General features: G+C 30.6%; 29 protein-coding genes, 1 tRNA gene and 2 pseudogenes. 11 read left to right on the top strand and 21 right to left on the bottom strand.

Translation table 11 applies throughout. The annotated features are described in order from the left end of the window. Positions 1 to 22 precede the first annotated feature (22 nt). From IX290_RS00155 to IX290_RS00145, 3 genes are all read right to left on the bottom strand, one after another. Positions 23 to 1,336 carry an MATE family efflux transporter gene (locus IX290_RS00155; protein ID WP_211491197.1) on the bottom strand — a complete coding sequence of 438 codons (1,314 nt, stop codon included), beginning with the start codon at positions 1,334 to 1,336 and terminating at the stop codon, positions 23 to 25. A 69-nt stretch (positions 1,337 to 1,405) separates the two neighbouring features. Continuing rightward, a complete protein-coding gene (locus IX290_RS00150) occupies positions 1,406 to 1,780 on the bottom strand; it encodes an META domain-containing protein (RefSeq protein WP_211491196.1) in 375 nt (124 codons plus the stop codon). Between the two features lie 75 nt (positions 1,781 to 1,855). Next, a complete protein-coding gene (locus IX290_RS00145; protein WP_211491195.1) occupies positions 1,856 to 2,662 on the bottom strand; it encodes a histidinol-phosphatase HisJ family protein in 807 nt (268 codons plus the stop codon). Between the two features lie 182 nt (positions 2,663 to 2,844). On the opposite strand from IX290_RS00145, the gene IX290_RS00140 reads away from it, so the two are divergent. Next, entirely contained in the window at positions 2,845 to 4,230 is a 1,386-nt protein-coding gene (locus IX290_RS00140) for an aminopeptidase P family protein (protein WP_211491194.1), read from the top strand. A 57-nt stretch (positions 4,231 to 4,287) separates the two neighbouring features. Here the strand turns inward: IX290_RS00140 and mnmA are convergent, their stop codons facing one another. From mnmA to IX290_RS00125, 3 genes are read right to left on the bottom strand one after another with little or no spacing between them, the layout of a single operon-like run. Further along, on the bottom strand, positions 4,288 to 5,364 hold the full coding sequence (mnmA, locus tag IX290_RS00135) for a tRNA 2-thiouridine(34) synthase MnmA (RefSeq protein WP_211491193.1): 1,077 nt from the start codon (positions 5,362 to 5,364) through the stop codon (positions 4,288 to 4,290). An 18-nt stretch (positions 5,365 to 5,382) separates the two neighbouring features. After that, entirely contained in the window at positions 5,383 to 6,003 is a 621-nt protein-coding gene (locus IX290_RS00130) for a LysE family transporter (RefSeq protein ID WP_211491192.1), read from the bottom strand. Between the two features lie 25 nt (positions 6,004 to 6,028). Continuing rightward, entirely contained in the window at positions 6,029 to 6,388 is a 360-nt protein-coding gene (locus IX290_RS00125) for a zinc ribbon domain-containing protein (protein WP_211491191.1), read from the bottom strand. Positions 6,389 to 6,670: 282 nt separating this feature from the next. Between IX290_RS00125 and IX290_RS00120 the strand changes: the two genes are divergently transcribed. Genes IX290_RS00120 through IX290_RS00110 form a run of 3 tightly spaced genes read left to right on the top strand, consistent with a single transcriptional unit; the run spans position 6,671 to position 8,097 of the window. Next, positions 6,671 to 6,811: a hypothetical protein gene (locus IX290_RS00120; protein WP_211491242.1), complete on the top strand. Its 141-nt coding sequence runs from the start codon at positions 6,671 to 6,673 to the stop codon at positions 6,809 to 6,811. A gap of 18 nt (positions 6,812 to 6,829) precedes the next feature. After that, positions 6,830 to 7,114: a hypothetical protein gene (locus IX290_RS00115; protein WP_211491190.1), complete on the top strand. Its 285-nt coding sequence runs from the start codon at positions 6,830 to 6,832 to the stop codon at positions 7,112 to 7,114. A gap of 20 nt (positions 7,115 to 7,134) precedes the next feature. Further along, on the top strand, positions 7,135 to 8,097 hold the full coding sequence (locus tag IX290_RS00110; RefSeq protein WP_211491189.1) for a dipeptidase: 963 nt from the start codon (positions 7,135 to 7,137) through the stop codon (positions 8,095 to 8,097). A gap of 30 nt (positions 8,098 to 8,127) precedes the next feature. Here IX290_RS00110 and IX290_RS11555 read toward each other — a convergent pair. The 3 genes and pseudogenes from IX290_RS11555 to IX290_RS00100 form a co-directional block, all read right to left on the bottom strand. Beyond that, positions 8,128 to 8,283: pseudogene (locus IX290_RS11555) on the bottom strand (rubredoxin); the annotation flags it as partial. Between the two features lie 27 nt (positions 8,284 to 8,310). After that, positions 8,311 to 8,469, bottom strand: a pseudogene (gene rd / locus IX290_RS11550) (rubredoxin); the annotation flags it as partial. A 33-nt stretch (positions 8,470 to 8,502) separates the two neighbouring features. Further along, entirely contained in the window at positions 8,503 to 9,015 is a 513-nt protein-coding gene (locus IX290_RS00100; RefSeq protein WP_211491187.1) for a Crp/Fnr family transcriptional regulator, read from the bottom strand. Positions 9,016 to 9,167: 152 nt separating this feature from the next. Between IX290_RS00100 and IX290_RS00095 the strand changes: the two genes are divergently transcribed. From IX290_RS00095 to IX290_RS00085, 3 genes are read left to right on the top strand one after another with little or no spacing between them, the layout of a single operon-like run. Further along, entirely contained in the window at positions 9,168 to 10,340 is a 1,173-nt protein-coding gene (locus IX290_RS00095; protein WP_211491186.1) for an SH3 domain-containing protein, read from the top strand. Positions 10,341 to 10,374: 34 nt separating this feature from the next. After that, positions 10,375 to 10,935: an OmpA family protein gene (locus IX290_RS00090; protein WP_211491185.1), complete on the top strand. Its 561-nt coding sequence runs from the start codon at positions 10,375 to 10,377 to the stop codon at positions 10,933 to 10,935. Then, positions 10,919 to 11,380 carry a methylated-DNA--[protein]-cysteine S-methyltransferase gene (locus IX290_RS00085; RefSeq protein WP_211491184.1) on the top strand — a complete coding sequence of 154 codons (462 nt, stop codon included), beginning with the start codon at positions 10,919 to 10,921 and terminating at the stop codon, positions 11,378 to 11,380. Before IX290_RS00090 ends, IX290_RS00085 begins: the two co-directional genes overlap by 17 nt. A 204-nt stretch (positions 11,381 to 11,584) precedes the next feature. Here IX290_RS00085 and IX290_RS00080 read toward each other — a convergent pair whose 3' ends face one another. The 8 genes from IX290_RS00080 to cls all read right to left on the bottom strand — a co-directional run bounded on the left by IX290_RS00080 (position 11,585) and on the right by cls (position 16,950). Further along, positions 11,585 to 12,010: a septal ring lytic transglycosylase RlpA family protein gene (locus IX290_RS00080; RefSeq protein ID WP_211491183.1), complete on the bottom strand. Its 426-nt coding sequence runs from the start codon at positions 12,008 to 12,010 to the stop codon at positions 11,585 to 11,587. 9 nt (positions 12,011 to 12,019) lie between these two features. Then, complete coding sequence (locus tag IX290_RS00075; protein WP_211491182.1) at positions 12,020 to 12,823, bottom strand: DUF368 domain-containing protein; 804 nt, start codon at positions 12,821 to 12,823, stop codon at positions 12,020 to 12,022. A 15-nt stretch (positions 12,824 to 12,838) separates the two neighbouring features. Next, positions 12,839 to 13,411 carry a carbonic anhydrase gene (locus IX290_RS00070; protein WP_211491181.1) on the bottom strand — a complete coding sequence of 191 codons (573 nt, stop codon included), beginning with the start codon at positions 13,409 to 13,411 and terminating at the stop codon, positions 12,839 to 12,841. 92 nt (positions 13,412 to 13,503) lie between these two features. Beyond that, positions 13,504 to 14,067: a hypothetical protein gene (locus IX290_RS00065; RefSeq protein WP_211491180.1), complete on the bottom strand. Its 564-nt coding sequence runs from the start codon at positions 14,065 to 14,067 to the stop codon at positions 13,504 to 13,506. Positions 14,068 to 14,290: 223 nt separating this feature from the next. Then, positions 14,291 to 14,587: a hypothetical protein gene (locus IX290_RS00060; protein WP_211491179.1), complete on the bottom strand. Its 297-nt coding sequence runs from the start codon at positions 14,585 to 14,587 to the stop codon at positions 14,291 to 14,293. Positions 14,588 to 14,606: 19 nt separating this feature from the next. Continuing rightward, a tRNA-Arg gene (locus IX290_RS00055) sits at positions 14,607 to 14,683 on the bottom strand. 47 nt (positions 14,684 to 14,730) lie between these two features. Next, complete coding sequence (locus IX290_RS00050) at positions 14,731 to 15,486, bottom strand: PHP domain-containing protein (RefSeq protein ID WP_211491178.1); 756 nt, start codon at positions 15,484 to 15,486, stop codon at positions 14,731 to 14,733. 21 nt (positions 15,487 to 15,507) lie between these two features. After that, complete coding sequence (gene cls / locus IX290_RS00045) at positions 15,508 to 16,950, bottom strand: cardiolipin synthase (protein WP_211491177.1); 1,443 nt, start codon at positions 16,948 to 16,950, stop codon at positions 15,508 to 15,510. Between the two features lie 142 nt (positions 16,951 to 17,092). On the opposite strand from cls, the gene IX290_RS00040 reads away from it, so the two are divergent. The 4 genes from IX290_RS00040 to IX290_RS00025 all read left to right on the top strand — a co-directional run bounded on the left by IX290_RS00040 (position 17,093) and on the right by IX290_RS00025 (position 20,357). Further along, the gene (locus IX290_RS00040; RefSeq protein WP_211491176.1) at positions 17,093 to 17,899 is read left to right on the top strand and encodes an SIR2 family protein; all 807 of its coding nucleotides are present in this window, start codon (positions 17,093 to 17,095) and stop codon (positions 17,897 to 17,899) included. Beyond that, positions 17,893 to 19,152, top strand: a complete 1,260-nt coding sequence (locus tag IX290_RS00035) for a hypothetical protein (protein ID WP_211491175.1) — start codon at positions 17,893 to 17,895, stop codon at positions 19,150 to 19,152. Before IX290_RS00040 ends, IX290_RS00035 begins: the two co-directional genes overlap by 7 nt. Positions 19,153 to 19,172: 20 nt before the next feature. Then, complete coding sequence (locus tag IX290_RS00030) at positions 19,173 to 19,952, top strand: GTP pyrophosphokinase (protein WP_211491174.1); 780 nt, start codon at positions 19,173 to 19,175, stop codon at positions 19,950 to 19,952. Between the two features lie 114 nt (positions 19,953 to 20,066). Continuing rightward, the gene (locus IX290_RS00025; RefSeq protein WP_211491173.1) at positions 20,067 to 20,357 is read left to right on the top strand and encodes a hypothetical protein; all 291 of its coding nucleotides are present in this window, start codon (positions 20,067 to 20,069) and stop codon (positions 20,355 to 20,357) included. A 376-nt stretch (positions 20,358 to 20,733) separates the two neighbouring features. Here the strand turns inward: IX290_RS00025 and IX290_RS00020 are convergent, their stop codons facing one another. The 4 genes from IX290_RS00020 to IX290_RS00005 all read right to left on the bottom strand — a co-directional run bounded on the left by IX290_RS00020 (position 20,734) and on the right by IX290_RS00005 (position 22,937). After that, positions 20,734 to 21,189: a phage holin family protein gene (locus IX290_RS00020; RefSeq protein WP_211491172.1), complete on the bottom strand. Its 456-nt coding sequence runs from the start codon at positions 21,187 to 21,189 to the stop codon at positions 20,734 to 20,736. Between the two features lie 11 nt (positions 21,190 to 21,200). Beyond that, positions 21,201 to 21,722: a hypothetical protein gene (locus IX290_RS00015; protein ID WP_211491171.1), complete on the bottom strand. Its 522-nt coding sequence runs from the start codon at positions 21,720 to 21,722 to the stop codon at positions 21,201 to 21,203. Continuing rightward, positions 21,715 to 22,137, bottom strand: a complete 423-nt coding sequence (locus IX290_RS00010) for a M15 family metallopeptidase (protein WP_211491170.1) — start codon at positions 22,135 to 22,137, stop codon at positions 21,715 to 21,717. Before IX290_RS00010 ends, IX290_RS00015 begins: the two co-directional genes overlap by 8 nt. 122 nt (positions 22,138 to 22,259) lie before the next feature. Continuing rightward, on the bottom strand, positions 22,260 to 22,937 hold the full coding sequence (locus IX290_RS00005) for a penicillin-binding protein (RefSeq protein WP_211491169.1): 678 nt from the start codon (positions 22,935 to 22,937) through the stop codon (positions 22,260 to 22,262). Between the last annotated feature and the right edge of the window lie 51 nt (positions 22,938 to 22,988).

Here is a 22,988-nt window from a genome sequence, read left to right as displayed (position 1 = left end):
GATGTCCTGTGACATCCTTTTTTTATACTATAAGTTTTCTTCTTTTTAAAATTAAAGTTGTAATATAAGTCATAAAATCTGAAATAGGAAGTGCAAGCCACACTCCATTTTCTCCTAAAAACTGTGGTAACACAAATAGAGCTATTGCTACATAGATAGTACTTCTGAGCATAGACAGCATATTTGCATATCTTGATTCCTCTCTTGCCTGAAGATATGCTATCTCTATAAAGTTTGCACCTAAAAAGATTATTGCACTTGTGTAAAGTATCATCCCTTCAGAAGCCTTTGCAACTAAAGATGGATCTGTATTAAAAAGTCTTATCAGATTTTTACTGTAAAAAATTACCCATAAAAGTATCCCACTTGTAAGTATTAAAGATACCTTTTGTCCAAGTTTATATATATCTTTAACCCTATCCATAAGCTTTTCACCAAAGTTATAGCTCACTATTGGCTGAATTCCCTGACCAAGTCCTGTAAATAGCATTCTAAATATATAAGCTACATATCCTACTATACAAAATGCTGATACCCCAATCTCTCCACTATATTTCATAAATGATTTATTAAATAGAATAGTTATAAAAGCTACAGCAAACTCCATAATAAAAGATGGAAAACCAATTGTAACTATCTTAGCTAAATAGTTTCTTTTAATCTTACTAAGCTTAAATTTGAAACCTGAACCAAATCTGAAAAAATATTTTAAAAGAAATACCATAGAGCAGAACTGACCTATAGCAGTTGCAATAGCTCCTCCAAAAATACCCCATTTAAATACCATAATAAATAACCAGTCTAGAAATATATTTGTAAGTGCTCCTATTACCATTGCTATAAAAGCATATGTCGGTGATTTATCATTTCTTACAACAGCATTTAAACTGTTAGCAAGCATTAAAAATCCAACTCCAAAGGCACAAGGATAAGTATATGCTCTCACCATTGGTAAAAGTTCTGTACTTGAACCCATCATATAGAAAAGTTTATCATTAAATAAAAGTACAAGTAACAGAATCACAAGATAGGAAATAACATTTAATATAATAATATATGAAAAACATCTATTCTGTATCTTCTTATTCTTAGGATGCAATGATATAAGTGTAGATCCACCTATTCCTATCATCAGGCTCACTGCAGCTGAAAAGTTAATTATAGGATAACCTATATTAATTGCTGCAAGTCCATCTGCACCTACTCCACGCCCTATAAATATTCCGTCAACTATTGCATAAAATGCTGTAACCAACATTCCAGTTACTGCTGGAACTGAAAAAGCAAAGAAAAGTCTCCCAACTGAGTCCTTTCCTAAACTCATTGATTTAGTCATATCCCCCTCCAAACTCTAAAATAAAAACTGACTCATTGAGCCAGTTCTTCTACAAAAATCTACACAAGATTATTGAAAGTTTAAAATAATATCTTTACCTGTTAAAATCAATCTTCCATTTTGGATCTTAATCTTGTCAACTTTTGATAAATCATTAAGATAACTAGACTCTATCTCCATCACTTTTGGGTCTCCCATCATCAATGTAGAAGCAAGACCATTTATTTTAAGATTGTCACCTTTTTGTTCATAGGTACCAAAATATCTATTTACTCCTGAAAAACCATAGACTCTATCTCCGTCAAAAGTTATAGTTATATCAGAGCCATCCAGATGATACTCTTTAGCATTTATCAGCTGATTATTGGCAACTGTGTTTTTAGATATATTTGACGTACATCCAAAGATAAAAATTGATAAAAATAATAATATAATCTTTTTCATATTGCCTCCTTAAAAAATCAGTAGAGGTATTGTAGCATATTTCCATTCCATTGACAATATTTAATTGACTTTTTATTATTTGATTTTTTTAAACACTGGTTGCATCTTTTCAAAACTGCAAATATAGTTAACTCCAATGCTTTTTAAAAAGTCATAAGCCACATCAAAATCCATTCCAATATACTCATTTATATGTGCATCTGACCCTATTGTAATAATCTCTCCACCTAATTCAAAATATCTCTTAACCAAATCTGTGCAAGGATAAAATCTATCCTCTTTGTATCTGAAACCAGAGGTATTTATCTCAATACCTTTATGCTTATTTATCAAAGTTTTAAGTATCTCATCAATCAGATCCAGATTTTCTTTATAATTTAATCCACGATACTTCTCTCCACCATATCTTGTTATAAAATCAATGTGTCCATATACATTGAACTCATTATAACTTTGTACATTTTTTAATACAGTTTCAAAGTAATGTCTCTGTAACTGCTCTTTATTCATATGCTTTTGCAACTCTCCCATTGCAATATCATGTCTATCCAATGCATGAGTTGAATTTATAACAAAGTCAAATGGGTACTTCTTTACCTCATTTTCCAGATGTTCCCTTGTGTGAGGCTGAATTCCCACCTCTACTCCTAATTTTACATCAATCTGATCTTTATACTTCTCTTTATATTCAAGGATTGTTTTTGTATATCTATCCAGGTCAAGTTTCCATCTATCTGTCATTCCCACTATATCATACTCTAAGTGATCTGTAATAGCTATATCCTTCATTCCTAAATCTATGGCTCTTTTGAAAATCTTATCTAAACTTTCCTGAGAGTCTCCTGAAAATTCACTATGAACGTGATAATCATTTATTAGCATCTCTGCACCTCTTTATCTCATTTATTCTTTAACTCAATTGTAGCATATTTTTTTTAAAAGATACAATTTTTTAATCTATCTTCTATAAAAAAGTTTATAAAAATAAAAGATATTGAATAATTATCCTATGTAGTATAAAATTGAATATGTATAAGACAATATAAAATATTTGGGAGGTTGCTATGTTTGATAAAAAAGTATACGTTGAAAGAAGAGAAAAGTTAAAAGAACTAGTTGGAAAAGGTGTTATAATTCTTCCTGGTAATCCTGAATCTCCAAGAAACTATCGTGGAAATGACTATAACTTTGAGCAGGATTCTACTTTTCTTTACTACTTTGGAATAGATATTCCAAATCTTATTGGAGTTATAGATATATGTAAAAACAGGGAGTATATCTTTGGTACTGATTACACACTTGATGATATTGTATGGATGGGAGAACAGAAGCTTTTAAAAGAGTTTGCCCATGATTCTGGTGTTGATAATTTTGTTGAGATCTCTGAGTTTAAAAAATATGCTCAGGAACTTCTTAAAAATGAAAGAACTGTTAGATTCCTTCCTCAATATAGAAGTGATGTTATTTTGCAATTAAGTGAAGCCTTTGGATTAAATCCATTTAATTTTTCACAACATGTTTCAGAAAAACTTATAAAAGCAGTAGTTGAACAGAGAAATACAAAATCGCAACTTGAAATAGATGAGATAGAAAAAGCTGTAAACATAACACGTGAGATGCACCTTGAAGCTATGAGAACAACTAAGCCTGGAATGAAGGAATATGAAGTTGTAGCTGCTTTAGAAGCAGTTGCTGCAAAGCATAATGCCTCTACATCTTTCTTTACAATATTTACTAAAAATGGTCAGACTCTTCACAACCATTTTCATGGTAATACTCTAGAAGAGGGAGATTTGATTATTTTAGACTGTGGTGCAAGAAGTGAAACTGGATACTGTGGAGATATGACAACTGCATTTCCTGTAAGTGGTAAATTTAGTGAAAGACAAAAAGATATATATTCAATTTTAATTAAGATGTTTGAAACTGCAGAAAATATGATAAGACCTGGAATCAACTATAAAGATGTTCATCTTAAAGTATCTGAAGTTATGGCTCAGGAGATGATAAAACGTGGCCTTATGAAGGGAGATGCTCATGAAGCTGTAAAAGCTGGAGCACATGCTATATTTATGCCACATGGACTTGGACATATGTTAGGACTTGATGTTCACGATATGGAAGGACTTGGAGAGGATTATGTAGGCTATGAAGATTTCCCAAGAGATCCTCAATTTGGTCTAAGTGCCTTAAGACTTGCAAGAAAGTTAAAACCTGGATATATCTTCACAGTTGAACCTGGAATCTACTTTATTCCTGAGCTTATCAAAAGATGGAAAAAAGCTGGTAAATTTGAGGAATTTTTAAATTATGAAGAGATTGAAAAATACTGTGACTTTGGTGGAATGAGATATGAGGGAGATTTTCTTATAACTGAAAATGGTGCCCGTCGTCTAGGAGAAAAAATGCCTAAATATCCAGAAGAGATTGAAAAAGCAATGAAAAGATAATATATAAAAAAAGCCCCCTGACCTTATTTAAGACTCAGGGGGTATTTAATAATCTAACTATTCAACAATAAATCCACTTGCTATTACAGCATGACCATCATCATAAAAAACTACTCCTTGACCTGGAGTAATTGCTCTTACTGGGTCATTTAAAAAGTTAACTTTGATATTTTCTCCATTTACAACTTCAAGTTTACATCTATGAAGTTTATCCTTAGATCTTGTTTTTGCCCAACATTCCATTCCATCTAATTCTTCTAACTTATCTAGAGTAAGAAGATTGATCTTATTTGCAAGTAGAGATTTTTTAAATAGAAGTTCATTATCTCCAACTACAATACTGTTTGTCTTCTGATCTAATTTTACAACATATATAGGCTTTGCAAGAGATACTCCTATCCCTTTTCTCTGTCCAATTGTATAAAATGGAAGCCCTTTATGTTTTCCTAAGACCTTACCAGTAGTTGTAACTATATTACCTGGCCTTTGAGCCTTTCCATTGCTCTTTTCTGTTAAATACTCTTTTAATTTTCCATCTTCTACAAAGCAGATCTCCTGAGAATCTTTCTTTGCATAAACTCTTACACCAAGCATTTGAGCCAACTCTCTTACTTTTGGTTTTTCAAGTTTTCCTATTGGAAACATTATATATTTAACATTTTCTTTTTTTATCTGTGACAGGAAATATACCTGATCTTTATTCTGATCGTCACCCATTACAAGTGCTCCATCTTTTATCTGTGCATAGTGACCAGTTGCCATAAAATCAGCACCTTTTTCACGGGCAAAATCAAGAAGTGCCCCAAATTTAATATGTTTATTACATACCATACAAGGATTTGGAGTTCTTCCATGCATATATTCATCTAAAAAGTAATCCATTACTTTCTCTTTAAACTCTTTTGTTGCATCTAAAATATAGTGTTTGATCCCTAAATCTTTACATACTTTATCTGCATCCTGGTCCTCAAGTCCACAAGTTCTCATTGTTACACCAAAAATATCATATCCCTGTTTTTTTAGTATATAAGCAACTGTTGAACTGTCAACTCCTCCGCTCATTGCAACGGCAATTTTTATATTTTTGTTTTTCTCGTCATAAGTCAAATACTTATCAAATTCCTTATTTTCCATACTTACCTTCCCATAGTTTTATAATATTTTTAAAAGTGAATTTCCAGCAATAAATATTCCAAATAAAAATATCAAAACCCCTGATATTCTAGATATTTTAAGAAGTTTATCCTCATCTAACACCTTAGTAAAGTGAGATAGTATAAATGTAGTTATAAACCACTCTGTTGCTCCTCCTAAAAATATTCCTGAAGCTGCCATAGCTGCAACTCTATAATGGTTACCTCCGTATACCTTCAATGTTGTAAAAATTACCACTATCGTAAAAATACTTGAAATATTTGCAAGTGCAATAAAAAAAGTTGTAAAGTAATCTTTTATCATACCTGCTGGTGTACATTCAATAGAACGTATTTTTTCCTGTGTACTGAATTTTTTCCATCCAACAAAAATCAAAAATATTCCAATTAAAATTTGTAGGTATAACTCATATTTTTTAATAGTGTCCTCTACCTGCGATATAAAAAGCAGTGCAGTGAGACCGTAGATTACATCCACTGTAATCATTCCTAACGCTGATATATAACCTTTTTTCTGACCTTCCAGTAATGTTTTTTCCATACAGTAGATTCCTACTGGCCCAAAAGGTATGGACAATAATAGTCCTGTTATAATTCCTTTAAAAATTGTTAAATCCAAGTTAAATACCTCCACACAACAGCTTTTAATTTTTTAAAGATTTACCACAATGGGGACAAAAAGAATAATCACCAACAATATTTGCTCCACAATTTGGACATATGTGTGTTTCAAATACTATTCTCTCTACATCTTCATACTCAGCACTTTGTGTTTTCAGTACCCTGTCAATAGATTCTTTTTTTAATTTGTACATACTTCTGCACTTATTACACACAATCAAATATTCTTTTTTGAACTTGAATACAGGAATAAAAAATATATCAAAGCTTCTATACAGCTCCATAAGGGAAAATTTGTCATTTAGACACCCTGTACATTTGAACTTTATATCACCTATTTTTTTACTTCTATTCCCTATCCCTAGAATTCCTATAAAAAACATTTTTACTCCTTAAACATTCTGTAAAACCTTGTTATGAATAACTTTCCTTAAATTATAACATATTATCAAACCCTTTTAAAGAAGTTTTAATATCCATAAATTTAAACTTTTCCAAGTGTCCCAACTATATATATTATAGCGACATTTTTATCTTTTTCAACTTAAATTTTAAATTTAATCATATTTACTTTTCCTTAGTAATTTTTATCTCATATAAAAAACAGTTGTTTTAAATCCTCAATTTTTATATAATAATAAATAAAGAGATGAAAGGAGAAAACTTTGAAAAAGATACCTACTGAAAAAGAGATTGAATTACAAATGGAAAAATCACTTAAAAAAATTCCATTTGAAATAAAAAAAATTAAGTTTTTACTTTCTATTATTAAAAGTTACAAAAAATTAATATCTATTTTTAAATAATAAAACTTAGGAGGATAAATGTTATCTGAAAAATTAAGAAAAAAACTTCATACTATTTCTGAGGAATTTGAAAAGAGAGGATTCTCTATTGAAGAGGATTTAGTAGAACTTGCAGAAACACGTGAGGATATTGCTGAAAGAATTGAAAATACAAAATTTAAAAAAATATCATTCTTCCAGGATGAGGAACTAAACTCAGTAGGTTTCACATTGGAAGATGTACAGGTTGAATTTATCGTAACACTTGGTGAAGATGAACAGGGACCATGGTATGAGGCCACTGCAGAAATCAGATTCTTTTAATTACAACGGAGGTCTTTGAGATGAGAATATTTGATGGACATGCTGATATTTGGTATGATGTTGCACAGAAAAGACAAACTGGAATGGATAATATCTTTAAAAATTGTCATTTAGAAAGATTTAAGGCTGGTAAAATCATGGGGGGAATCTTTATTGCATATTTAGAGCATAAAGATGACCTTGATGATGAAAAGCAGATGATACAGATGCTTGCAGCTACAGCACATGAAATTCAAAACAACCCAGACCTTTTTAATATTATAAAGAAACGTGGAGATTTTAATAGAGGTCTTGTAGAGGAAAAAGTTAATGTTCTAATGGGAGTTGAAGGATTAAGAGCTATAGGTACTGATCTTGACTGGCTTGATATGTTTTATTCTATGGGATTTAGACACGCTTCTTTAACATGGAATGAAGAAAATGCCCTTGCTACTGGAGTAAAAGGTGATGAAAAAAGAGGTCTGACAGAGATTGGTAAAAAGGCTATAGGAAAACTTGAAGAGCTTGGTATGATTGTAGATTGCTCTCATACCAATGAAAAAACATTCTGGGACATCTATGATATAGCTACAAAACCTTTTATAGCATCTCATTCCAATGCTAAAACACTTTGCAACCATCCACGTAACCTGACAGATGCCCAAATCAAAGCAATAGCTCAAAGAGATGGTTTAATCGGTATAAACGCATTTAGAAATTTTATATCAGAAGATGAAAATAAGAAAAATATGGAAAACTATGTAAATCATATTGATTATATGGTTTCCCTTGCTGGAATTAACCATGTAGCTTTAGGTTTTGATTTCTGTGAATATCTACATAAAGATAGACAAGATCTGGATTCTAATCCATTGGGTCTTGAAAATGCATCAAAGGCTCAAAATGTAATAGAGGAACTTCGTAAAAGAGGTTACAAAGAGAAAGAGATTAGAAAAATAGCTTACGAAAACTTTATGAGAATTATTGAAACTATCTTAAAATAAAAAAGTCGGACTGAAAAGTCCGATTTTTTATTAGAATTTCATTTTTGAAAAATGTTCTTTTGTTGCTCCACATGGAGGGCAAGTCCAGTCTTCTGGTAACTCTGCAAATGCAGTTCCCTTTGCTATTCCATGTTCTGGATCTCCTACTGCTGGATCATAAACATATCCGCATACTTCGCAAACATAAAGTCCTTTAGTAGCAGTATCATGCTCTTTTAAAGGTGAAAAGTGATCTTTAGTTATTCCACAAGGTGGGCAAGTCCAATCCTCAGGAAGTTGTTCAAAAGGTGTTCCTGCAGCTATTCCATGTTCTGGGTCTCCTACTGCTGGGTCATATACGTATCCACATACTTCACAAACATATTTTTTCATCTTAAACCTCCAACAAGTTAATTTCTACATCTATTATACATTATTTTTCAATTTTGTTAAGCAATTATTTTTTTCTTCTATCTCTTTTGCCAGACTTTTCTCACAGACATAGTTATGCCTGCATATCTCTCTTGTAATATTCAGCAAAAATTTTGAGAAAAGTTTAGGATTTTCTTTAGAAAGATCATGAAATGCAAACTTTGACATCTGCAATACAAAAACCTCAGTTTCAGCAACAGCACTTATTGCATAGGGAAGTATGCCTAAAAGAGCTGTTTCTCCAAATGATTCCCCTTCCATACATACGTGAACTAACTGTTCCTTCCCATCTTCATCTCTCACAAGTTTCACTGATCCCTCTTCAACTATATTTATGTACTCAGGTGACCCTCCCTGTTTAAATATCACATCACCTTTTTCATATTTTTTCAGTGTCATGGAAGAGATTATTTCTTTTAGCTCATCTTGGGATAAAGCTCCAAAAATTGCTATTTTTCCAATGGATTTACTCACTTCAGAATAAGCATCAACATTTTCTTCTTTCATCTTTTCCCCCTTTCAAGTGTAACGTAGTTTTATTCTACTTTCACTTAATAATTCCTTTTATTTTCTCAATTTATTTTTCTTGAATAGTACACCTTTTAATGTTACAATTAGTATAATCAAATTAAGGAAAAACTAATTGTATAGGTGGGATTATGAGATACTTAAAATTTATTTTAATCAAAATGTTTATTTTATCAAGTGTAAGTCTTTTTGCCTTCAATGGTCAAAATGACTGGTCAACAATTGCTGTATATGACAACAAGATACCTGACAATATTATCATCAATGAAAAATACGCAGGTGGACATCCAAAAGTTTTGGATTATGTATTTGTCAGATCAAGAGTTGCTAATTTAAGAGATTTACCATCTACAAAAGGTAAGATTGTCTCTAAGTATTATTATAACACAAAATTAATCGCTCTGGAAAAAATATATGATTACGGTAATATATGGTATCATGTAAGAGATGCAAAAGGTACAGAGGGATATATATCTGGAAACCTTGTTAGAAAGAGAATCTTCAGATTCCAAAAGGCTTTAGATAAAATTGATGAACTTCAAAACTTTATTAAAACACAGGAAGCTTTAGGAAGAGAGATTGCAAGTACAAACTCTTATGTTCCAAATCCTAATAACCAAAACTTCAAAAGACAGAAGGATAAATATGGAACATCACTTGACCAAAGTATAATTGGTAAAGCAGTAGATACTAATGAAGAGATCTATATTCCAGACAGATCAATTCTAGCAATAATTGAAAAAGGAAAAACTACTTCTAAAGTAAAAGTTGCAAGTATAAAAGAGGAGCTTATTATCTCTAACTCTTCTATATCAACAAATCCAAAAGTAAAAGATAATTTTACAAAGGTAGTTGCAATTGACGTTGCAAACCAAAATATGATTGTATTTGAAAAAAATAATGGAAGATGGGAAGTTATCTCTTATGTATATAGTAAAACTGGTATTGAAAGCCAATTAGGTTTTGAAACACCAAAAGGATTCTATATAGCTCCAATGGCTAAATATGTAATGCCATATAACGGAGAGGGTGGAGATAAACAAGGGTATGCAAGATATGCTATCAGATTCTCTGGTGGTGGATATCTTCACGGTACTCCTATCAACTATGATGAAGAGATCAATAAAGAGTTCTTTATGAAACAGAAAGAGACAACTTTAGGAACATTTACAGGTACAAGAAAATGTATACGTACTACTGAAGAGCATGCAAAATTCCTATTTGACTGGATGATTAAGACTCCAAATAAAAAACAAAATGAGCAAAGAGCTCAAGACAATGTTATGTTTGTTATATTCAATTAAATTTATTATAGATTTTAAAGGAGGATTTATTTACATGAAAAAACTGCTTCTTATTTTAGGTATTACAACATTTTTACTAGGTGGTTGTGCATCAACTGACAAAAACATCAGAGAAATTGACATAGAGGAAGGTGATGCTTCATACGTTCTAACTGATATCAATTCAAAGAAAAAACCTCTTGAAGAGATTATAGTTTTCAATCAGGCTGGTGTAACAATTAAAAAAGAGGGAAACAATTTAGTTCTTTCAATGCCTGAAGCAATTCTATTTGACTTTGACAAGACACAGGTTAAAGAAGGAGTTAAGGGAAGTTTAAATACTCTTGCTAAAGCTCTTGAAGAGAATAAAGATATTAAAATCAAAATTAACGGACATACAGATTATATAGGAACAGATCAGTATAACCTTGGACTTTCTATGAGAAGAGCATATTCTATTAAAAATTATCTTGCAAATAGAGGTGTAGACAGAAGCAATATATCTATTGAAGGATATGGTAAACAAAGTCCTGTAGCATCTAATGAAACTGCTGCTGGAAGAGCTCAAAACAGAAGAGTAGAGTTTATAATTTCAAGAAATGATGTTATATTCTAGTTATTCAACTTTAATAGGTGATATCACTATATTTCAGGATGAAGATTATATTTGTAGAATAGATTTTGGTAAGACAAAAGGTGAGGGTAAAAAAGAGGAAACACCACTTATAAAAGAGTGTGCCAAGGAGATTCAGGAATATCTAAAGGGAAAAAGAAAAGAGTTCTCTGTGAAATTCATTCCTCATGGAACAGATTTCCAGCTTAAAGTGTGGAATGCTCTTCTTGAGATTCCATATGGCACTACTGCTTCATATAAGGATATTGCAGTAAAAATAGGAAATGAAAAGGCTTGCAGAGCAGTTGGCAATGCCAATAATAAAAATCCCATTCCAATTATTATTCCATGCCATAGAGTTATTGGGCAAAATGGAAAGTTAGTTGGGTATGCTGGTGGCCTTGGAATTAAGGAATTTTTACTGAATTTAGAAAAGAAAACTGTTTAAAAAAAGGTTGTTGCATTTCTAAAATTTTAAAAATAAAATTCTCGGCATTAGAAATAGTTTCGTAATTTATGCAGTGAAACAGAATACTGAAAATTTGACTGTCTGAACGAAGTGAGTTTCAAATTTTCTTTCTGTGAACAAAATAAATAGAAACTATTGATAGCTTAGAGAATTATATTTTTACAGATTTGCAACAACCTTATTTTATATCTCTATATCATTTATATAATACTCATACTCATCTCTGGTAAATTGTGGTTTTCCATGCTTATATTTAAAAGCATTCTTTTTACTTAATACCTCAACATCAACCTTTATCAACCCTTCTGGCAATTTTGCTATTTTAGAGAAAGCATCCTTGCTCAAATCTATCTTTCTTCCATATTTCTTTTTAAAATTACCTCTGTCTAAAACAACAACTACTACTGATTTCTTGTTCTTTTTATTTGTAACCTTGAGTACCGTCCCAAAAGGATGATCATTTGAGGCACATGTAAGCTGATTTGAAGTATAAATATATCCACTTGCTGATACTTTTCCTTCAAATCCCTTTCCATACCAACTTGCTGTGGCTGAAACAACAGTTGAGCAGATCAGCAATAAAAAGATCAGAAAAAAACCTTTCTTCATCTCATCCCCCTATTTAAATATATTTATCCATATTTGAAATATTGACACTACAATTATTCCAGTTATAAAAAATAGAGTGCTACTTCTGTATTTTGCAAGAAGCATATTTATAAGCTTAGCAATAACAACAAGACCTACTAAAATTCCTATACCAAATGCTGCTATTGGAATTAAATACAGATTATTTACAGCATCCATAAGAGATGAGTAACTTCCAATATGCACAATACCCTTAACAAATCTATTGATAAATCCCAGAACATTGTAGTATTCTCCAAGCATTAAAAGTAGCATAGAGCCAGATATTCCAGGGATTATCATAGCCCCTGCTGCAATTCCACCACATATGAAAAGCTTTATCATGTATCCAAAAGTGATTACATTAGCAAGCTCTCCTGGCTCTGTCTTACCTCCGTAGAAGTAGTCAGCAAGTACAAATACAAGTGCTGCTAAAGCTCCAATTGTAAAAAATGTTATATTTTTTCCATTTTTTTTATCCTCATTTTTTATAATATATGGTATTGATGGCACAATAAGAAGTGTAAATATTCCAGCTGTCAATTTAGGATAATTTGTAACTGAAAATTCTATAAGTTTCGCAAATAAAACTATCCCAACTCCAGCTCCTATCCCAATGTTAGCTAAAAATTTTCCATATTCAATTTTTTTCTTTAAAGGAACAACAGGAAAATTCCCTATTGCCTCTGTAAGCTTGTCATATACTCCTAATACCACTGCAAGAGTTCCTCCAGAAACACCTGGTATTATATTAGCTATTCCTATGATTATTCCCTTTATAAATAATAGTATCATTTTTCCTCCGTATTCCTATCTGTGTTCAAATCCATTGACAACAACATCTACTTTTCCTGTCTTTGGATCCATTATAAGTCCATGAACCACTACATCTTTTGGTACCAATGGATGATTTTTAACTTTATTTACACTGTCTATCACAGAGTGCTCTACACAGTCAAAACCATGCAGCCAGTCTTTTACTTCAATTCCTGAATTAGAGATTATATGTAAAGTATTGCTCTCTATTCCTCTTTTTTCCATCTTTTCAATTATAGTCTCAGTATTTATATTACTTACTCCACAGTCATAGTGTCCAATTATAAATATCTCTTTTACATCAAACTCATAGATACATATTAAAAGACTTCTCATAGCACTTCCAAATGGATGAACTACTGCTCCACCAGCATTTTTTATAATCTTAGCATCTCCATTTTTAAGATTTAAAGCTTTTGGCAATAACTCTGTAAGCCTTGTATCCATACAGGAAACAATTGCAATTTTCTTATCAGGATACTTTGTTGTATTATACTTTTCATACTCTTTACTCTCTACAAACTTACGATTAAAATCCAATATCTCATTTAGATTGTTTTTTTCCATAAAAAAAGACCTCCCCAATATATTAGTCATCTAAGTATTTTAAACTAAATATTGAGGAGTGTCAATGAAAATAATCAGCTATAAAATTCTATCTAATAAAAACCTTCTAAATACTCATCTGCCTTATCTACATTGAGAAAAATCTTTTTCTTTTCCTCTTTTACATACCCTTTATCTTTTAATTTAGAAAAAACATTATAGTATTGGCTTTTACTTATATTAAAATGTTCCACATTAAACTCATCCTTTGAGATAACATTATTACTATCAGAGTATAATTTCAGCAAAGTAAGTATATATCCCTTAGTGTCATAAAAGTGGTACAAAAGTTGAAATATATGTATCTTCATCAGGCTTAACAAAAGTTTATCCATAAATTTATTATTTTTAATATCCTCAATATCAAAGTCAACCTCTTGCAAAACTGTGTCTTCTAATGCTTTTATCTCCAACTCTATATCTGGAACCTCAATCTTCTTCATGTGATAATAACTTAACAGGTCTCCAACAAACTCACCTGCCCTAAGCCAATGCTCATTTGCAATCACTTTTCCATTTGGAAAAATATTTTCCACTAAAATTTTACCTTTTTTTATTACGTAAAATTTATTTTCTAAAATCATTGAATCTTTTGCCTTAATCCTAACCTCTTTCATGAAATCCCCCCGTGATGATGTTTTTGTTACAATACAATTCTACCACATTCGCTTCATTTTTAAAATAGTTTTTGTATTTTTTTAGTATTTATTTTTCAAATCACGAATAAATTAAACTGTATTTAAGTGGAATATATAATTTTTTTAATAATATATAGGCCCAATTTCATTTTATTAAATCACATTAAATAAAAAAAAGACATTAAAAAATGTCTTTTTTATCTTAATCCTTTAAATCCTTCAAATATTCAAGCCTTATTCCAGCTTTTTTTATATACTCATTTAGATAACCTGTATCCTCTTCATGATTTTCAATTTTATATCTCATCATCCCATTTGAAAACTCTCTAAACTCCTGTTCAAGTTCTGATCTTTTATCTTCATCAATCTCATCATCCATAAGCTGATCAAGTTTTCTATCAAGTTTAGCATACCTTCTTGAAACAGAGCCTCTATTATAAGATGATGTACATCCTATCATCAGTAGCAAAAACAAAAATAACATCCATTTAGATTTCATAATTGCCTCCATAAAAAAATGGCGATCCCGATGTGGTTTGAACACACAGCCTATTCCTTAGGAGGGAATTGCTCTATCCAATTGAGCTACGGGATCACTTTGAACATTATACAACATATTCTAAAATTTTAAAAGTACTTTTTTTACTCCTCATGTTTTTTGAGCATATGCATAATATGTTTTTGTCCAATCCCGCTTAAACTACCTAATTTATACAGATAGTCTATAACCTTTTCCCCTTTTTTAAGTTCTAAATTTGAATATCTGTAATATGAAAGGAGATCTCTTAAAATATGTGCATCACTTCCAAAGGTTGCAGTTTTATCATAATCCTCTCTAAGTTTTGTAGCTACCATATTCCTTACTTCTGAAAGTGCATGATTGTGTGTTTCTACAGAATCTGTTCTCTCTAAAATATCATGAATATATGGTTTATTCTTAATAAAGTTCTTCTGTACTAAACCACATATATGTGGAATAGATTTATGGCAGTTATACTCCTCTAAGGCTTCTAGATACTCATAGATATCTCTGTGAGTCTTAGCCATTCTCTTTATATTCTTATAAGGTTCAACCTCTCTTCTATAAAAATCTTCAAGATCCTGCATTTTCTTAAAATACACAAGCATCTCAAAACCATCTTCACATCCTAATTCCAAACCAGGAACATTATTTACACCTAATTCATTGACTCTGACAGCACCACGTATCTCATTGTGATCGGTTACTGCAATAAGATATCTCTTATCCCTTACAAATCCTTCTAAGAATTCAGGCTTTATAAAGCTGTCTGACGCAGTAGTATGAATATGAAGGTCATAATAAAAGTCCCCAATAAACTTAATATCACTCTCTATAAATTCAAAAAAGAAATTAGAGAGTTTCTGAAATTCTACCATAATTTATTTTCTCCCTTCTATTTACATAATTGGAGATAAAAGTCTACATATTGATTCCTTACATTTTATATATAAACTTCTCTTGCTGTACTCACTTCTAAGAAGTCTATCACTATTTTCTATATCCTTTAAAAATATATTTCTAAATTTAACTGCAATCTCTTTTTCATATATATTTACATTAATTTCAAAGTTCTGATAAAAACTTCTGCAGTCAAAATTAGCAGTACCAGTTGTGATTATCTCATCATCAACAATGATTAATTTACTGTGTATAAATCCATTGTTATATTTATAAACCTCTGCTCCTAAATCTAAAAGTTCTCCTACAAAGTATTGATTAATCCAATATATAAACATATGATCTGGCTTATCTGGTATCATTATCTTTATCTGTACTCCAGAAAGAGCCGCCATTTTAAGTGCATCTAATACTGTATCATCTGGTACAAAATAAGGTGTTTGAATATAGATATACTCTTTTGCCTGCATTATCATCTTAAGTGCATTATCTCTTATAGTTCTAAACTGATAGTTTGGACCACTGCTTACTACCTGAATGTGTTCACTTATACGTCCCTTATCTTTCAGATCCTGCAATACATCGTCATAATATTTATACTCTTTATTAACTGTAATATTTTGCTTTTTAACAATACTCCATGAAAAGAAAAACTCTTTTTGAAGCTCTATAACTGCTTCACCTAATATTCTAAGCCCTGTATCACGCCAGTTACCAAGTCTTCCTTTTCCAATATATTCATCAGCTATATTAAATCCGCTAATATACCCTAATTTACTATCTATCAGACAAAGTTTTCTATGGTCTCTATAATTCGCTCTTAGATTTGCAATTTTAAACAGTGGAAAATGTGATGGAAAAAAAACTCCTGTTTCAGCACCACAGTTACGAAGACGTCTCAACATCTTTCTGCTATATCCACCTGCACCATCTACTATTATTCTAATCTTTACTCCCTCTTTTGCCTTTCTCTCAAGAATATCCACTATGCTCTTTCCAAGATTGTCATACCTGAAAATAAAATATTCCATCAATATTGATTCTTTGGCATTTTCAAGATCCTGTTTCATTGAGTTAAAGAATTCATTACCTTCAATAAATATATCTGTACTGTTCATATTGGTAAGTTTATTTTTACATGCAACCTGCAAATATGTAATAGTGTGCTCCCATTTTATAACATCTTTAAATTTATGATCTTTAATAATATCCTGATCATATAAAAACTTCCATTTATAATACTCATTTACAACTCTCTTTTTCCTGAAGCTGAGTCCAAAAAATAAGTAGAGAATAAATCCCAAATATGGGGCCAGTACCAGTAATGTTATCCAGAAAAGTGTAAACACTGGACGTTTACGTTCCAATAATATAATAATCAAAAGAAATATAATGTTTATAAATACTATATAATCCCTGAATAAAGAAATAATAAATCCCATCGTCTCACCTCTTAAGTTTATTGTAACACTTTTTTTTATAAAAATCTTTACTTTTTAGCTTTTTTTGTTGTTTATTTGCTAAATTTAAGTTATACTATTATTGAACGAACTTATAAAATAGAATTGGAGGCAGGTGAAAGAAATGAAAAGTTTTTTTGATAAGTTTGACAAAGAGCAAAAATTCAACCTATTTGTTGGTGATTTTTTAAACAAAATTTCTGGATATCCTACTAGAAATGATATAACTGAAGCCATCTTATCTGAAATTAAACAACCAGCTAAAAGTTACGTTCAAGATATGAATTCTCTTGCTGATATTGTTCAAGCTTATCTTGATGCAGTTATTGATACTAAAGTCAATTTGATAAGACAGATTAGAGAAAATTATGGTCACAGATTCAATACTAGCCTTGATATATATAAAGATATTTTGACTTCTGGTTACTTTCAAAATATTTTTTCTATAAATTTTGACACTGTTTTAGATACAAATTTCTCTAGTATGCTAGCTAGAATTACACCGTTGGAAAAATCTATTCCAACTTCCGATCAGATTAAATATTACAAGATCTTTGGGGATATAACGTCGATGAATAACATTTTTATATCTAGCCAGGATATAAGAAAGCTTAAAGTTTTAGGATTTTACAAAGAATTTTTCAATAGTATTAGAGAGGAATTCAAAAATTATCCTACGCTGTTTTTAGGAGTTAATCTTGAAGATTCTGACTTAATTGATATTCTTGATTTTATCCTAAAACCTTTAAAAGAACATGAACCTATTTACATTGTAAGTTATAGTTCTATAATCAGCAGTAAAAGTGCTGAATTTATAGGAAAATACGATGTGAAACTTATTTCTGCAGACACAACTGAATTTATAGATTTTTTCAGAGAGAAATCTTCAAGAATTGAGGGTGAATTAGCAGAAAAAAAGTTCGTATGGTAGTATCTGGTGATACAGCTGATGGTGATACTACCGAAATAAGAGGTTTTTCATACCCTCTGACACTTCAGTATGACGAAGATGAAATAAAAGAGCAAATTGAAGAAGAAAAACAGGTTGTCCTTGAAGAGGAGACAAAAGAAGATATTCCTCAAACCAATGACAATATAACAGAAGAAGCAGTAAAAGAGGTAGTAGAAGAACCTAAACAGGAAACAGATGAAGAGATAAAAGATGAACAGGATACAGATGTTACAATTGAAGAAGAGGTAACAACAGAAGAAGAGGTTACAGAGGAATGTAGTTCTTCTAGAATATCTAATGAAGAAATACCTGAACGTGAGGCTGAAAAAACAAGAATGGAAATCATCAGTGAAACAGAATTTATTGATGAAAAGGTTCCTTCTAATTTCCATTCATTACCTAAAACTATTGAATTGCCTTTAGCTCCAGGAATTGAAACAGGTTTACAGATACAATTTACCTCTTTAAAATTAAATACATTTCCAATAGAGGAGAGCAATGTGTCTTCTCATCTTAGCATTGATGAAACAGTTAACCTTGCTAATACAAATGTAAATATTGGAGATTTTACACTATATAATGTAGGAGTAAAAATACATAGTTATCCGAAATTTAAAATGGTTGAATTAAAAACAAGAGAATTCAAGCTTGCTTTAAGTGTTGGTCTCTTTGATAAAGACACTCTTAAAAAAGAGGGTGACTATTTTAAATATGAAATATTCAGTAAACTAAAGAACAGTAGACTTTCTAGTGTTGCTAAAACATTTAAGAAGATTTTCTCAGGTGAGGTAATCTCTTTTGAAATCAATGATTTAAAAGCTGAGATCTCATTTGAGAATTTGTTTCAGTACCGTAAGTTTACAATAGTTGAAAATGCTGTCTCTATATACGAAAAGATAAGTAAGAGATACAAGTTAAACAGAAGTAAGAATTTTTCTGAAACACCTATCTCATTCTATACACTTTATCTTCTTGACCAATTTGTCCATGGGAAAAAAGAGATTGATACATGGATTAATTTTGGAATAGATAACACAATGGATATTAAAGCAGGTGATTTTATTACCTTTACAAATATTCATAAACTGGATATTCGTGGTATTAATTTTGACTTAAAAGAAACTATAAAAATTAAAGAACCAATTACTGAGATGGAACTATCACATGTTAAGAATAGAATAACTTGCTATAAAAAGACAGTTACTATAACACTTGAAAAAATAGAAAAATAGTATTAAGAGGTGGAAGAATATTGAAATTACTCGATAAAGATGAGTTTTTTAAAGAATTTTCTATTGATGAAGAATATTTTGATGCAACAGGACTTGAATGGGAAGAACTTGAAAAGATATATGCTGACTATGTCAGTATTGTCCCTCAATTAGAAAAAGAAGCTGAATATATTGTTTCAAAACTTATTGATTTATCAAGTGCTCACTCAGTGAGAAGAAGAGTAAAAAAACCTAAGCATCTGATTGAAAAAATAATAAGAAAAGGTAGAAAATATCTTGATAGAGGAATATCTGTTGATACATATAAAGAGATTGTTACAGACCTTATAGGAATTAGAGTTCTTCATCTTTTTAAAGATGACTGGAAAAACATTCATCACGAAATATTAGGACTTTGGGAAATAAGAGAGACTCCTCAAATAAATATAAGACGTGGAGACTATAACGTACTTCAACTTCAAGAGAGTATTGCAGATATGAATTGTGAGATAATTGTAAGAGACCACGGTTACAGATCTGTTCACTACCTTATTGGAGTTCCTGTAACTAAAAAAGATGAGATTCTTGTAGAGATTCAGGTACGTACAGTTTTCGAAGAGGCTTGGAGTGAGATTGACCATCTTATGAGATATCCTTATGATATGAATAACCCTATTATTACTGAGTATCTTGCTATTTTTAACAGAATAGTTGGAAGCGCTGATGAAATGGGAACATTTATTAAGAAAATGAAATCTGAATTCACTTTAAAACCAGATGAAAATGGTGAAACAAGAGAATTGGACACTAAATTCAAATAGGAATAATTTACTGCATCATGCATAGAACTTCTAATGGTGCAGTTTTTTATTTTCAGGTTGCTATATTAGATAAAACACGTTATAATTTAATAAAAAGCAAATAGGAGGAAAGATATGGATTTTATGAAATTAGGCGGAGCTGCCTTAAATGCTCTTGGAAAAGATGAAAAAATACCTTTTGACAAACTTTTTACTGGTGACTTTATGAGTAAGTATACAAATGTTGCTACTCTTGAGGAACTTCTAAAAAAATGTAACATCTCTGGTGTAGATGAGATTGAAAAGAATCTTGACCTTTTAAATGATAAGATTCAACAATTTACTAAATTTTCAAGCTGGAAGGATATGGTTGATACTGCAACTAAAGAATTCCTAAAAAATAAAGCCTCTGGTCTATTTAAGTAAAAAATAAGGGCTGTTGCATTTCTAAAATGATTAAAAATAAAATTCTCGGCATTAGAAATAGTTGCGTAATTTATGAAGCGAAACAGAATACTGAAAATTTGAATGTCTGAACGAAGTGAGTTTCAAATTTTCTTTCTGTAAGCAATATAAATAGAAACTATTGATAGCTTAGAGAATTATATTTTTAGAAATTTGCAACAGCCCTGTTTTTTATATTATTTATTATTTTTTATAGATTGTTCTACCGTCAGCTTGAGTTGATAGTACCTAATACTACATTTACATTAATATGTATAAAACGTATATCTATCAATGGTTTATTAGTATTAAATAATAAGAGGAGCCTCATTTGAGACTCCCTTATCTATATTTGGTACTATTTTTGTTTGTCATTCCTAATCTGCTCAAATCTTTTTTCAAGTTGTTTTCTAAAACAATCTGGAATAGGAATACCTGCTATTATTGCATTCTCTATAATACTTATCACTTCATTCCCTATAAAAATACATGTTATTATATTTTTGAATTGAATTGGTCCTTTTAATACTTGGTCTGCCTTCCAAACTGCAGTTAAAACTAATATCATCATAACTTTTTTTAATGCTCCCTTAATACCAATCCGAGAATTTGTTTTCTCTGTTATGATGCTCTTTATTATCCCAGATATATAATCTGTGAGCATAACTATTGCAAGGGTAGCTACGAGTTCATCCTGTCCACCTGTAATACAAAAAACAATAGATAATAGTCCACCAAGGATTAAGTTTACTATATTAAACACTGCTTTGCTTACTTCTTTTGCAATTTCAATTATTTGATTAAGCTCATCCACAGTTGCCTCCTTTATAATTTCATTCCAGCTTTAACTCCTATAACTCCTTCAGTCTTTCCGTGAAAGTTTGTACGACCTTCAGCATATCCTTCTACGTATCCTTTGCTATCTCTCATATTTTTTACTAATTCTAAAGTAGCTTTTGTATCTTGAGATTTAGATGCTACATCTATTATTTTATCAAGCATATTGATTTCATCATTCTTCTTACTTTTAAAAACAACTTGCAATGTATCTAAGGCTTTTTCAATATATTCATGTATCATTTCATCAGGTATCAAATCTGACAAACTTAATGGTATTTTACTTCTTATTATTTTTGTGGCAGCATCTAATTTTTTTTGCCCATTTCCGTCCTTATATATTGTTTCTGCAATACATACTGCATAATAAGCAAGTCTATTTAATAATGCTGTAACTTTTTCCTCTTTAGAAATCTTACCTTGTTTTTTAAATACAAATTTTAATATTACTAATGCAACTACAACTAATACCAAAATACCTGTTCCAATATAAAATATTTTATTACTCATTCTTTCCCTCCTTAAGTTGAAAATGTGGATAATCTTTAAAATTTTTCCAGTCTCCACCCCATTCTATATTGAATTTAGCTAATAGCCCTCTTGCTGATTTCACTAACTCTATATATTTAGCTGGATCCCAATTAAGTTTATTTCCTAGTACAATTGCAATATCAAAAGCATATCCTAATCCATCATTTTTTACTTGATGATTAGACTTATATTTATATCCATCACAATTAGTTACCTTTTTACCTGGAATGGTTCTTCCTTGTTGATATAATTTGTTCTGTTCCTCAGCTGTTCTAACTCCTGCTGTTATGATAAAATAATATGGTGAAACTGATAATAATTCTTCTGCAAAGGCTACTAGTTGTGGGTGTAATCCAATTAAATTACTTTTGCTTTTTTTATTAAATTCAGCCATGTACTCCTCCTTAAATCATTTCAATAACACTATCTATTGATTTAATAACATTTTTGCTTTTTTAATCACAAGTTTTATCTTAAAAGTTATAAATAACATTCTTTTGTAACTTTTAATTAGTCTTAGCCAACTAATTTTTTATGTACATCTCTTCTTTTAGCTTCAAATATTTCACTAGATATTTCTTTAACTTCCCCTGTTTTAAAGAAATTCTCTGTGTCATAAATTGATTGTATAAATGAAGTACCATAAAGTAGTAATGTAGCCATATCTTCTAATTTCATTTTCACTCCAAAGTTATCCTCAAAATACCAAGTTATTTCTTTTGATTTTTTTAGAGTTAGTGCAGCTTGAAGTGCAGTGATAGTAGCTACCATGAAAGCTACATCTTTATCTCTACACCTTTGGCGATGACCTTGATAATCAAATCCATATGCAAGTCTCTGGGCTTTAATATCATCTATCTGTTTATAATAATTCTCTTTTCCCTTCTGTCCATCGAAAATCCACTCTTTCCCATTCCAATTCCAGTATGGTTTGTTGTTTGGCTTCTCAACAGTTTTTATCTTCTTATTTTCTATGTATTCTCCATCTACCAATGAAACTTCAATATCGTTTTGTACCATTTCTTCCCTAGTCATTTCTCTGATCATACCACCGTCGATTATGGGGTTAGTTAATTTTGTTTCTGATATTAAATCTCCCTCTGTCCAATCGAGATACCAACTGGTTTTAAATTCTTCTTTTGTATAATTAAGTGTTATTTTATATTTTCCGGTTTTATCATAAATGCTTAACATTTTACCTCCTGTTTAATTTTTAATCATTTAATTTTTATGAATATTTATACT

This window comes from Fusobacterium sp. DD2, assembly GCF_018205345.1.
In the GTDB taxonomy this organism is placed as follows: Bacteria; Fusobacteriota; Fusobacteriia; order Fusobacteriales; family Fusobacteriaceae; genus Fusobacterium_A.
This window is presented reverse-complemented; position numbering and strand designations above follow the sequence as displayed.